At 62.1% G+C, this 12,621-nt stretch carries 10 protein-coding genes and 2 riboswitches; of the genes, 4 read left to right on the plus strand and 6 right to left on the minus strand.

The features are described 5' to 3' along the window. Positions 1–18: 18 nt before the first annotated feature. The 5 genes from ACA060_RS15585 to cobW all read right to left on the minus strand — a co-directional run bounded on the left by ACA060_RS15585 (position 19) and on the right by cobW (position 8,663). Entirely contained in the window at positions 19–1,665 is a 1,647-nt protein-coding gene (locus ACA060_RS15585; protein ID WP_497311689.1) for a phospholipase D-like domain-containing protein, read from the minus strand. Positions 1,666–1,845: 180 nt separating this feature from the next. After that, complete coding sequence (locus ACA060_RS15590; protein ID WP_497318258.1) at positions 1,846–2,457, minus strand: vWA domain-containing protein; 612 nt, start codon at positions 2,455–2,457, stop codon at positions 1,846–1,848. A gap of 53 nt (positions 2,458–2,510) precedes the next feature. Then, positions 2,511–3,509 carry a magnesium chelatase ATPase subunit I gene (locus ACA060_RS15595; RefSeq protein ID WP_497311690.1) on the minus strand — a complete coding sequence of 333 codons (999 nt, stop codon included), beginning with the start codon at positions 3,507–3,509 and terminating at the stop codon, positions 2,511–2,513. A gap of 195 nt (positions 3,510–3,704) precedes the next feature. Further along, complete coding sequence (cobN, locus tag ACA060_RS15600) at positions 3,705–7,598, minus strand: cobaltochelatase subunit CobN (protein WP_497311691.1); 3,894 nt, start codon at positions 7,596–7,598, stop codon at positions 3,705–3,707. A 3-nt stretch (positions 7,599–7,601) separates the two neighbouring features. Continuing rightward, the gene (cobW, locus tag ACA060_RS15605; protein ID WP_497311692.1) at positions 7,602–8,663 is read right to left on the minus strand and encodes a cobalamin biosynthesis protein CobW; all 1,062 of its coding nucleotides are present in this window, start codon (positions 8,661–8,663) and stop codon (positions 7,602–7,604) included. A 98-nt stretch (positions 8,664–8,761) separates the two neighbouring features. Further along, positions 8,762–8,973, minus strand: a riboswitch (cobalamin riboswitch). A gap of 269 nt (positions 8,974–9,242) precedes the next feature. Next, positions 9,243–9,470, plus strand: a riboswitch (cobalamin riboswitch). A gap of 119 nt (positions 9,471–9,589) precedes the next feature. Between cobW and ACA060_RS15610 the strand changes: the two genes are divergently transcribed. The 4 genes from ACA060_RS15610 to cobM all read left to right on the plus strand — a co-directional run bounded on the left by ACA060_RS15610 (position 9,590) and on the right by cobM (position 11,752). Continuing rightward, on the plus strand, positions 9,590–9,781 hold the full coding sequence (locus ACA060_RS15610) for a CbtB domain-containing protein (protein ID WP_084322810.1): 192 nt from the start codon (positions 9,590–9,592) through the stop codon (positions 9,779–9,781). Between the two features lie 11 nt (positions 9,782–9,792). Beyond that, complete coding sequence (locus ACA060_RS15615) at positions 9,793–10,497, plus strand: CbtA family protein (RefSeq protein ID WP_497311693.1); 705 nt, start codon at positions 9,793–9,795, stop codon at positions 10,495–10,497. Then, positions 10,494–10,907 carry a cobalamin biosynthesis protein gene (locus ACA060_RS15620; protein ID WP_497311694.1) on the plus strand — a complete coding sequence of 138 codons (414 nt, stop codon included), beginning with the start codon at positions 10,494–10,496 and terminating at the stop codon, positions 10,905–10,907. The genes ACA060_RS15615 and ACA060_RS15620 overlap by 4 nt, the downstream gene beginning before the upstream one ends. Positions 10,908–11,005: 98 nt before the next feature. Further along, positions 11,006–11,752: a precorrin-4 C(11)-methyltransferase gene (gene cobM / locus ACA060_RS15625; protein WP_109632086.1), complete on the plus strand. Its 747-nt coding sequence runs from the start codon at positions 11,006–11,008 to the stop codon at positions 11,750–11,752. Between the two features lie 252 nt (positions 11,753–12,004). On the opposite strand, the gene nfuA is transcribed toward cobM, so the two are convergent. Beyond that, entirely contained in the window at positions 12,005–12,589 is a 585-nt protein-coding gene (gene nfuA / locus ACA060_RS15630) for a Fe-S biogenesis protein NfuA (RefSeq protein WP_497311695.1), read from the minus strand. Between the last annotated feature and the right edge of the window lie 32 nt (positions 12,590–12,621).

Below are 12,621 nucleotides of genomic sequence, written 5' to 3' on the forward strand. Positions count from 1 at the left end.
GGCCAGTGAGGACAACGATTACTGCCCGGAAAAACGCAGTCGCGACAACTGCCGCAAATTCCCCTCAACATAATAATCATCAGTCCAACGGTCATCCGCCGCCAACGGCTTGACCTGCTTGAGCGCCAGTTTTTTCGCGTAATAGCGAAACCGGTAATGCTCATAAAACCGCAGCAATTCCAGACCATAACGGTCCGCCAGGTCAGTATCGCCGCGGATGATCAGGTAGTTTTCGTCATTGCTGTGACTGGCTGCCGCACTGAGGTTATGGCTGCCGCTGATGATCGTCGGCGAATCGCTAGTGAAATCCGTGACGATGGCTTTGGTGTGCACCAGCAGGTTGCCCTTCTGGCCTTCCTTGCTTTCCAGGAGCCAACCTTCCAGGCCGGTATTGAGCAGCGCAACCGTGGTGAACTCGGCGGTGCGGTCGGCGTGAAATCCGGTGATCTTGCTCGCGGAGTTTTGCAGGCCGTAGCGCAAAATGTCGTCGTGGGGTTCGCCGAGTAACGCATTGAGGATGGCGTCGGGCAAGGTGAACGCGGTGACGAACAGCAGGTCTTTTTTCGCCGCATTGATGATGTCGACGAACTCGTGCAAGTCGCCCTGCCCCGAGCGCGGTGAGAATCCGGCGAACAACGGCTGGGTCGGGTCCATCGGGTTGTGTTGGGTGATCCATTGCCGCGTGGCGCCGACATCCGCCGGTGTGTTCCAGACCTGCTCGAACATTTGCAGGTAGCTGGCGCCGACCCGAGAATCGTCCAGCACATGCACCACGTTGGCCTGGCGGTAGATGCCGTTAGGGGTGAAGTTAGTGCTGCCGCAGAGCACCGCTTCAGGCTGACGCAGACCCGCGCCGTCGAGCCGGCTCAGGACCATAAACTTGTTGTGAAAAATACTGTGGGTGACGCGCCCGCGCTTGTTCGCCGCCGGGATCTTTTCCAGGCTCGCCTCGTTCATGGCGGTGGTGTCTTCGTCTGGTTGCGCGTGATAAAGGACGCGAAGGTCCACGCCCCGTTCCTGCGCCGCGTTCACCGCCTCGACAATCACCGGCAACTGGTACTCGTAGATGGCGATATCCAGTGCCCACTGGCCATCGACGGCCCGCTCGATAAACCCCAGCAAACGCCCGAGCAGCCCGTTCTCCAGCCACTGGCGCGGGGCATCGGGCCAGGCTTCGATGGGCAGTCTGTCTTGGCCGCTGAGGAGTGTGTCGAGCTCGGGAAACTTGCGCTGGAATGCCTGGCTGGCAGCCACGGCGCGGTTGAAATTGACGCTTTGGTTGCCGGGATGACCGTCATCGGAAACGACCGTCACCTCCAGGAACTCACCCAGTTGCGGCGCATCGACGCTGCCGTAGGCCAGATAGATTCGGTAATGGATGGTCAGCCCCGGATTGACCGCGTAATCGGCCCAGCGAAATTTCTGCAACGGCGCGATATCGCTCGGGGTGGCGCGATATTGGGGGAAGGTATGGGCCTTGCCCGGGAACGTCAGGCTATTGAACAAAAACAGCCAGGGCTTGCTCCCCTGCTGTTTTTCGATGGCGAAACCCAGCAGGCCTTTGCGACGGGGTTCGGCCACGTCCATGGCCAACAGCACACCATTGGTGCCGGCGTAGGCTTTGACGCGGAAGTCGTTCTGGGGGTTGACGGCCAGTACGCGCATGATTCATTCCTTTGATCGAATGCATTCAGAGCATAGGGGAGCGATGTGGATTCGCCATGAATATCGGAAATCGAGGTGATGCCATTGCGGGCAAGCCCGCTCCCACAGGATTTGTGAGCGCCGCAGATCCCTGTGGGAGCGGGCTTGCCCGCGAAGGGGCCCTTGCAGACAACACATCTTTCAGCCCGAAACCAGCTCATCAATGTGCCGATAATCCGCCTGCAACTCTGCCGCCATCTGTCTGGCCCGCCCTAATCGAATCGGCCCGCGCTCGATATCAATCAATAATCCCGGACAATCCAGAACCGGCAACCCCGGCCATTCCTTCAATCGCCCATCGGTCACCAGCAGCAGCCTTTGCTGTTCCGCCGGAAAGCGTTTTTGTCGCGCCGCAAGCCAGCGCCCCGCTTCGCCCAGCGCAGCCAACATCGGCGTACCGCCGCCCGCACCCAAGCCATCGAGCCAGGCACGCAACCCCGTCGACGCTTTCAAGCCTTGCACCTGCCACTTCGGCGCCTGGCCGCTGGCGGTCAGCAAAGCCAGGCGCGCGCGCTGGCGATACGCGTCGTCGAACACTTGCGCGAGCAACCCCTTGGCATCGCTCAGCGCCTGATGACGGCGAGTCGAGGCCGATGCGTCAACGATCACCAGCCACAGTTCATGAGGGCAACGGGTGCGCAGGTGGAACAGCACATCGCTGCGCTGACGCGGCCGGCCATTGAGCAAGGTGCCGGGCCAGTTGATCGAGCCGCTGCGCGCGGCGTGACGCTTGCCCTGTTTGCCGTTATCCAGCCGTCCTGCGCGGGGTCTGGCATTCGCCCCCGCGTCAGATCGAGGGCGAATGCCTAGGGCTTTTTTGGCCAGCTCGGCACTTCACGGCGGGCGCCGACCGGCAGCGCCTGAGCGGGCATTTCACCCCATTGGCCCTGGCCCTCGCTCGGGCTGGAAGGCTGCGCCGAGGGCGACTGATTGTGTTGCGGCGCCGGAGGCGATGGTTCGCGACGGCGATGACGCAGGGCGAACTCGGCAACGGCGTCGATATCTTCCTCGCTGATCGCACCCGCTCCTCGCCAGGCGGCGTGGGCCCGGGCCGCGCGCAACCAGACCAGATCGGCGCGCAGGCCATCGACACCGGCGGCAAAACAGCGCTCGGTGATCTGCGCCAGTGCTGCATCATCCAGAGGGATGCTTGCCAATGCGCTGCGCGCCTTCTGGCAACGTTCACGCAACGACTGTTGCTGGCTTTCCCACTCGACGCAGAAACCTTGGGGATCGCTGTCGAAATCCAGACGCCGACGGATGATCTGCCCGCGTTCGGCCGGTGCTGTATGACCACTGAGGGCGACGTTCAGGCCAAAACGGTCAAGCAGTTGCGGCCGCAGTTCGCCCTCTTCCGGGTTCATGGTGCCGATCAGGACGAACTTCGCCGAATGCCGATGGGAAATCCCGTCGCGCTCGATCAGGTTGGTGCCGCTGGCGGCCACGTCGAGCAACAGGTCGACGAGGTGGTCGGGCAACAGATTGACTTCATCGACGTACAGCACACCGCCGTCAGCCTTGGCCAATACGCCGGGGGAAAATTGTGCGCGGCCTTCGCTCAGGGCGGCGTCGAGGTCGAGGGTGCCGACCAGCCGTTCTTCAGTGGCGCCCAGAGGCAGCGTGACGAATTGACCGCTGGCGAGTAGATCCGCGAGACCTCGGGCCAGGGTGGATTTGGCCATGCCGCGCGGGCCTTCGATCAGCACGCCGCCGATTTTCGGGTCGATGGCGGTCAGATAGAGGGCGAGTTTCAGATCGTCGGCGCCGACCACGGCGGAGAGTGGGAAATGGGGGGTGTCGGTCATCTTCAATACTCAGTCATGGTCGGTAAAAGCGATCTCAAGAACATACTCCAAACCTGTGGCGAGGGAGCTTGCTCCCGTCTGGCTGCGAAGCAGCCGTAGATGCTGACACTAAGCAATGCCTGAAAAAATGTGCATTCAGGTTTTAGGGCTGCTGCGCAGCCCAGCGGGAGCAAGCTCCCTCGCCACAGATCCATTTCAGCTGTCTTCTTCTATGTCCAGCAACAGGTTTTCCAGTGCCTCGCGATACGCGCCCGGCTCCTGCCACATCCCCCGCTGTTGCGCCTCGAGCATGCGCTCGGTCATGTCGCGCAGCGCGTGGGGATTATGCTCGCGGACAAAATCCCGGGTCGCCGGATCGAGCAAATACGCATCCGCCAGCAACGCGTATTGATGATCGTCGATCAGTTGGGTCGTAGCGTCGAACGCGAACAGATTATCCACCGTCGCTGCCAATTCGAACGCGCCTTTATAGCCGTGACGTTTCACGCCGTCGATCCACTTCGGATTCGCCGCCCGGGAGCGGATCACCCGATTCAGCTCTTCCTTCAAAGTGCGAATCTTCGGCAAGTCTGGCTGACTGTGATCGCCATGGTAACTGGCCGCCGCTTCGCCGCTGAGGCTTTCCACGGCGGCGAGCATGCCACCCTGGAATTGGTAATAGTCGTTGGAATCGAGCAAATCATGCTCGCGGTTGTCCTGGTTTTGCAGCACAGCCTGAACCTGGCTCAGGCGCTGGGCGAATTGTTCGCGAGCGGCGGTGCCTTCATCGGACCCGCCGTAAGCGTAGCCGCCCCAATTCAGGTAAACCTCGGCCAGGTCCTCGCGGCTTTGCCACAAGCGACCGTCGATGGCGCCTTGCACACCTGCGCCATAAGCACCGGGCTTGGCGCCGAAGATGCGCCAGCCGGCCTGGCGCTTGGCCGCTTCTTCATCAAGGCCCGCCTGGATCAACGCTTCACGCTCGGCGCGTACTTTGGCGGCCAACGGGTTGAGGTCGTCCGGTTCGTCCAGCGCAGCGACCGCTTGCACGGCGGCGTCGAACAGGCGGATCAGGTTGGCGAAGGCATCGCGGAAGAACCCGGACACGCGCAAGGTCACGTCCACGCGCGGGCGGTCGAGCAGGCTCAGCGGCAGGATTTCAAAGTCGTCGACCCGTTGACTGCCAGTGGCCCAGACCGGGCGCACGCCCATCAAGGCCATGGCCTGGGCAATGTCGTCGCCGCCGGTGCGCATGGTCGCCGTGCCCCAGACGGACAGGCCGAGCTGGCGCAGGTGATCGCCGTGGTCCTGCAAATGCCGTTCGAGAATCAGGTTCGCCGACTGGAAACCGATGCGCCAGGCGGTGGTGGTTGGCAGGTTGCGCACGTCCACCGAGTAGAAATTGCGCCCGGTGGGCAGCACGTCCAGACGACCGCGACTCGGCGCACCGCTGGGACCGGCCGGGACGAAACGACCGCTGAGGGCATCGAGCAGGCCGCGCATTTCTGCGGGGCCGCAGGCGTCCAGGCGTGGGGCGACGACTTCGCACAGGCTGTCGAGGATGGCGCTCACTTCAGACCAGGGTGCCTCCTGTGGGAGCGGGCTGTTGTGGCGAGGGGATTTATCCCCGTTGGATTGCGTAGCAGTCCCATTTTTTGGGGCCGCTTCGCAGCCCAACGGGGATAAATCCCCTCGCCACAGAAGCTTGTTCTCACGGGGTTCGGCGTCGGTATCCAGAGTATGCGCGATGAGTTGGGCGGCGAACAGTTCGAGACGTTCGCGTGTGTCACCAGTCGTGCGCCACACTTCATCAGTAACGCTCAGAAGTTCAACGGGGCGCGGTCCGGTCCATGGCTCGGCCAACGCGCAATCCAGCGGATCAAACCCCAACTCGAACGCCTTGGCCAACGCCCGCAACAGACTCGATTGCGCCCCACGACCATCGCCACGGGGGATCCGCAACAGCGCCAACAACGTATCAATGCGCAAACGCCCGGTCGGCGACTCGCCAAAGATGTGCAAGCCATCGCGGATCTGCGACTCTTTCAAGTCGCACAGGTACGTGTCCAGCCGAGGCAACCAGATCGCCGCATCGGCGTCGCTGTTGAGCTTTTCGTCCAGTTGCAGTTCACGGTCGATGTGCGTGTCGCGCACCAGTTGCAGGATGTCGCGCTGCAATTCCCGGGCGCGGCGCGGGTCGAGCAACTGCGCTTCGTAATACTCGTCCGCCAGCAACTCAAGGTTGCGCAACGGGCCGTAGGTTTCGGCGCGGGTCAGCGGCGGCATCAGGTGGTCGATGATCACCGCCTGGGTGCGACGCTTGGCCTGGGCGCCCTCGCCCGGATCGTTGACGATGAAGGGATAGATATTCGGCAACGGCCCGAGCAGCGCATCCGGCCAGCAATTTTCGGAGAGCCCGACGCCTTTGCCCGGCAGCCATTCGAGGTTGCCGTGCTTGCCGACGTGAATCACGCCGTCAGCGCCGTAGGTGTTGCGCAACCAGAAGTAGAACGCCAGATAGCCGTGGGGCGGTACCAGATCCGGGTCGTGATACACCGCGCTCGGGTCGACCTGATATCCCCGCGCCGGCTGAATGCCGACGAAAGTCAGGCCAAAGCGCAGCCCGGCGATCATCATGCGTCCGTCGCGGCACATCGGATCGCTGTCAGGCGTGCCCCAGCGCTCCAGCACGGCTTGCTGATTGGCTTCGGGCAAGGCCTTGAACATCGCCCGATAGTCGTCCATCGCCAGGCTTTGCTGACAGGGACGCTGGTCAATCGTGTCGAGGTCGTTGCTGACGCCACCGAGCAATTGCTGGATCAACGCAGTGCCGCTTTCCGGCAACTCGGCGGGCAGCGGATAACCTTCAGTGTGCAGCGCACGCAGGATGTTCATTGCAGCAGCCGGGGTGTCGAGGCCCACGCCGTTGCCGATGCGCCCGTCGCGGGTCGGGTAGTTGGCGAGGATCAGCGCGATGCGTTTTTCGCTGTTCGGCACCCGCGCCAGATCGATCCAGCGCCGCGCCAGTTCGGCGACGAAATCCATGCGTTCCGGTTGCGCCCGATAGCACACCACGTCCGACTGACTGCGCTCACTGCGCCACGCCAGGTCCTTGAAGCTGATCGGTCGGCTGATGATCCGTCCGTCCAGCTCCGGGAGCGCGATGTGCATCGCCAGATCACGCGGGCCGAGACCTTGTTCGCTGGCGAGCCAGCCCGGCTCGTTGTCCTGGGCGCAAATCGCCTGGATCACCGGAATGTTGCGGCGAAACGGCCGCAAATGCGGCGCTTCAGGGCTTGATTGCGCGAAGCCGGTGGTGTTGAGAATCACCCCCGCCTCGACTTCGTCCAGCAGGTCCTCGACCACCGTCAGGCAGCCGGGTTCTTTCAAACTGGCCAGCGCAATCGGCAACGGATTCAAACCCGCCGCCTGCAAACGCTGGCAGAAAACATCGATGAACGCAGTGTTTGCCGCCTGCAAATGCGAGCGATAGAACAGCACCGCCGCCACCGGTTGACCGGCCTGCCAGTCGGCTTGCCAATCGCTCAGTTCAGCGGGGCTTTTTTGTGGATGGTAAATCGCTGTGCGCGGCAGGGTTTGCGGCTCGGCCCAGGCGTAGTCGCGATCCAGCCAGCGATTGGCCAGACAGCGGAAGAAATCCAGGGCATTGGCCATGCCGCCCTGACGCAAAAACTGCCAAAGCCGGTCGCGGTCTTCGGCTATCGCGGTGCTCAGGTCACTGAGCTCCGGGTCCGGACGATCATCGCCGGGCACCAGAATCAGTTGCACACCACGTTGGGACAGCTCCACCAGACGCTCGACACCGTAACGCCAATAGGCGATGCCGCCGTGCAGCGAAATCAGGATCACCTTGGCATGGCGCAGCACTTCGTCGACATACAGGTCGACCGAGGCGTGATTCTGCACCTGCATCGGGTTGGCCAGACGCACGCTGGGGTAATCGTCGGGCAACTGCTGCGCCGCTTCGGCGAGCAACGCCAGGCTGGAATCGCCGCTGCACAGGATCACCAACTCGGCGGGGGTTTGTCCAAGGTCGGCAATGTTGTCATCCGACACGAAACCGCCGGGCTGGGTCCTGAGCAGGTGCATGGCTTAAACGCTGAGCGCGGCGCGCAATTGCGCTTCAAGCAGCGTGGCGTCCAGTTCCTGGCCGATCAGCACCAGGCGCGTGGTACGCGCTTCTTCGGCGCCCCACTGACGGTCGAAATGCTTGTCGAAACGCGTGCCCACGCCCTGGATCAGCAAGCGCATCGGCTTGTTCGGAATCGCGGCGAAACCTTTGACGCGCAGGATGCCGTGCTGGACCACCAGTTGGGTCAGCGCGTCCAGCAGCAGGCTTTCGTCGGCTTGCGGCAGTTCGATGGAGATGGAATCGAAGGCGTCGTGATCATGATCGTCTTCACCTTCATGGTGGTGATCGTGATGGCTGTGACGGCTGTCGATGTGTTCTTCGGAACCGGCACCGAGGCCGATCAACACGTCCAGTGGCACACGTCCGCTGCTGGCTTCGATGACTTTGACGGCGGGCGGCAGCTCTTCGGCGACTTCCAGGCGCACACGGGCGAGATCTTCAGGGCTGATCAGGTCGGCCTTGTTGAGGATCACCAGGTCGGCGCTGGCCAGTTGGTCGGCGAACAACTCGTGCAGCGGCGATTCGTGGTCCAGGTTCGGGTCGAGTTTGCGCTGGGCATCGACCTGATCCGGGAAAGCCGCGAAGGTGCCGGCGGCAACGGCCGGGCTGTCGACCACGGTGATGACTGCGTCAACGGTGCAGGCGCTGCGGATTTCCGGCCACTGGAAGGCTTGAACCAGCGGCTTTGGCAAGGCCAGGCCCGAGGTTTCGATCAGGATGTGATCAAGGTCGCCGCGACGGGCGACGAGTTCGCGCATCACCGGGAAGAATTCTTCCTGGACGGTGCAGCACAGGCAGCCGTTGGCCAGTTCGTAGACGCGGCCGTTGGCTTCTTCTTCGGTGCAGCCAATGGAGCATTGCTTGAGGATTTCGCCGTCGATGCCCAGCTCGCCAAACTCGTTGACGATCACCGCGATGCGGCGGCCCTGCGCGTTGTCGAGCATGTGCCGCAGCAAGGTGGTTTTGCCCGAGCCGAGGAAGCCGGTAACGATGGTGACGGGGAGTTTGGCCAGTGTTTTCATCGGATGCCCTTTGGCAAGGTGGCGGGCATACGGGACGACAATCGCAGCGACGGGCGCGCGCGGAAGAGTTCGCCACCGGATCACCCCGCCCGGTTGTAGTGAGAATCTGTGTCGAGGCAGGTCTCCTGGCTGACGGTGTGCCAAATGCAGATTGGCATTCGCTGCGCCTTCCCGCGAACCCGCTGGACAGGGTTTGCAGTGGCGTGGCAGCGAACATCACCGTTCACAGTTGCGGGGGCAGCCGCGGCATCGACCGCGTTCCCTTCTTAGCTTCGGCAAATGCCGAAGAACCTCGAAAGCGCAAGGCTACGCATCGTGTGGGGGCGGGTCAATGTCCGTCAGTTGATTAGCCCCTTGTGGGAGGAGGCTTACCTGTGGCGAGGGGATTTATCCCCGTTCGGCGGCGAAGCCGTCGCAAGACCTGTTTGCGGGGTATGTCTGAAGAAATGCAGGGGGCCGCTTCGCAGCCCAACGGGGATAAATCCCCTCGCCACAGATAAATCCCATCGCCACAGGAGTCCTCCTCGCCTCAGAGATGAGAACCCATGGCAATTGACGCCAAACCCCCGCCCATGCTCTCCTACACGCCTTGTTACGGGTGCCCTTCACAGGGTGAAACGGGAAACCGGTGAATCATGTGCTTTACTCAAAGCCATGTCAGTCCGGTGCTGCCCCCGCAACGGTAAGCGAGCGAAGCGTCAGATCCACTGTGCCAGCAGTTCGGCATGGGAAGGTGATGCTTGCAGGTTCCGGCGAAAGCCAGCCCCCCTCGTGAGCCCGGAGACCGGCCCGCAACACAAAGTGACCACTACGATCACTGAATAACAAACCCGCGGTGGGCGGGCGCTGTTGAGCCTCTGCGTGCCCGACTCGCAGGGGTCTTCCATGCGCTCTATTCACCCGCTGACAGACCAGAGGGAAGCGCCATGTCGATCATCAGCAGCACCGGCCACAGCACCGCCAGCACCACCACAACCCTGAGCCAACGCCTGACCGCCGCCGTGTGTGCGTCGATCCTCGGCGCGTGTCTCGTCTATTTCGCCGGTTTCTCGCACATCGAAGCGGTGCACAACGCCGCGCACGATACCCGTCACAGCTCCGCCTTCCCGTGCCATTGAGACCTGTCGACATGATCAAGCGTATTGCGCAAACCGCAGGTTTCAGCGGGCTGCTGGCCGCCCTGTTGCTGACCCTACTGCAAAGTTTCTGGGTGTCACCGCTGATTCTGCAGGCCGAAACCTACGAAAAATCCGAGCCGGCCGCGGTTGAAGTCCACGAACACGCCGCCGGTGTCGCCGCTCACACTCACGACGCCGAAGCCTGGGAGCCGGAAGACGGCTGGCAGCGCCTGCTGTCGACCACGGGTGGCAATCTGGTGGTGGCTGTCGGTTTCGCCCTGATGCTCGCCGGTCTCTACACCTTGCGTGCACCGACCAAAACCTCTCAGGGCCTGCTCTGGGGCCTGGCCGGTTACGCGACCTTCGTGCTCGCGCCGACCCTCGGCCTGCCGCCTGAACTGCCGGGCACTGCCGCGGCTGATCTGGCCCAACGGCAACTCTGGTGGATCTGTACGGCCGCTTCCACCGCCGTCGGCATTGCGTTGATTGTGTTCAGCCGCCACTGGCTGATGAAGATCCTCGGCGTGGCGATTCTCGCCGTTCCGCACGTAATCGGCGCGCCACAACCGGAAGTGCACTCGATGCTGGCTCCGGAAGCCTTGGAGACGCAGTTCAAAATCGCTTCGCAGTTGACCAACGTCGCGTTCTGGCTGGCCCTGGGCCTGATCAGCGCCTGGTTGTTCCGCCGCAAAAGCGCTGGCCAATACCACGCATGATTGATACCCGCACAGCGCCGACTTTAGTGGTCGGCCTGGGCTGCCAGCGCGGCTGCCCCGCCAGCACGCTGCGGGCGTTACTCGATCAGGCACTGCAGGCTCATAAAATCGGACTTCACCAGATCAAGGCCCTGGCCAGCATCGACCTGAAGCGTGATGAGCCTGGCCTGGTCGAACTCGCCGAACAACTCGCGTTGCCGCTGATGTATTTCAGCAGTGAGCAATTGAAAGGTTACAAACCGCAACTCAGCCACCATTCGGACATCGCGTTCGAACGCACCGGCTGCTACGGCGTGGCGGAAAGTGCCGCCCTGGCCCTGGCCGAACACCTGGCCAAGGCACCGGCGAAACTGCTGATTTCGCGACAAAAATATGCCCAGGCCACCCTCGCATTGGCCTGCGTTGCGTAAGATCCCCGATAATCCCCGCCTCCGATCATGAGCAATCTTCATATCAGGCGTTGCCCGAGCCCTTTTTCCAACAGACTCTCTATTCAAAGGAACGGACGATGACCGTCTACTTCATTGGCGCAGGTCCCGGCGACCCGGAACTGATCACCGTCAAAGGCCAACGGCTGATTCGCAGTTGCCCGGTGATCATCTATGCCGGCTCTTTGGTGCCTGCCGCGGTGCTCGAAGGCCATTGTGCCGAACAGGTGGTCAACAGCGCCGAGTTGCACCTGGAACAGATCATCGAACTGATCAAAACCGCCCACGCCAACGGTCAGGACGTGGCGCGGGTGCATTCGGGTGATCCGAGTCTTTATGGAGCGATTGGTGAGCAGATTCGCTATCTGCGTGAACTCGGGATTGCGTTTGAAATCGTTCCCGGGGTCACGGCGACGGCGGCGTGTGCGGCGCTCTTGGGGGCGGAACTGACGCTGCCCGACGTCTCACAGAGTGTGATTCTGACCCGCTATGCCGACAAGACCGTGATGCCGGCCGGTGAAGAGCTGGGTAGCCTGGCGCAGCATGGGGCGACCATGGCGATTCATTTGGGCGTGCAGCATCTGGAAAAGATCATCGCCCAATTGCTGCCGCATTACGGCGCAGACTGCCCGATTGCGGTGATTCACCGGGCGAGCTGGCCGGATCAGGATTGGGTCGTCGGGACGATTGAGGACATTGCCGGGAAGGTTGCGGCGAAAGGGTTTCGGCGTACGGCGTTGATTCTGGTGGGCCGGGTGTTGGGGAGTGATCAGTTCAGCGAGTCGTCGCTGTATCGCGCGGGGCATGCGCATCTCTACAGGCCCTGAGCCAAGCACAACGCTGAGATAAGTGGCTCTGTGGTGAGGGGATTTAGCGAAACGTCGCACCGCCCCGTTCGGCGGCGAAGCCGTCGCTAAACCTGATTGCGAGGTGCACCCGGAAGAATGCAGGGGGCCGCTTCGCTGCCCAACGGGGATAAATCCCCTCGCCACAGGTAAGTCCATTCACTCACAGATAATCGATCACCCATAAAAAAACGGCACTCACGGGTGCCGTTTTTTCATTTCGCAGCGAACACCTTAGTAGTAGGCGTTTTCTTTCTGCGTGTGGTCAGTCACATCGCGTACACCCTTGAGCTCGGGAATGCGCTCGAGCAAGGTGCGCTCGATGCCTTCGCGAAGGGTGACGTCTGCCTGGCCACAGCCCTGGCAACCGCCGCCGAACTTCAGCACCGCGATGCCGTCTTCGACCACATCGATCAGGCTGACCTGACCGCCGTGGCTGGCCAGCCCCGGGTTGATCTCGGTTTGCAGGTAGTATTTGATACGCTCGTTGACCGGGCTGTCGGCGTTGACCATCGGCACTTTGGCGTTGGGCGCCTTGATCGTCAGCTGGCCGCCCATGCGGTCGGTGGCATAGTCGACAACCGCGTCGTCCAGAAAAGCTTCGCTGAACGAATCGATGTAAGCGGTGAAGCTTTTCAGCCCCAGCGCGGTGTCTTCAGGTTTCTCTTCGCCCGGCTTGCAGTAGGCAATGCAGGTTTCGGCGTACTGGGTGCCAGGCTGGGTGATAAAGACGCGGATGCCGATACCCGGGGTGTTCTGCTTGGAGAGCAGATCAGCCAGATAATCGTGGGCGGCGTCAGTGATGGTAATAGCGGTCATGGAAACTCCTCGCAGGCTTGGGCGCAGTTTAC

Source organism: Pseudomonas sp. LBUM1671 (genome assembly GCF_059695685.1).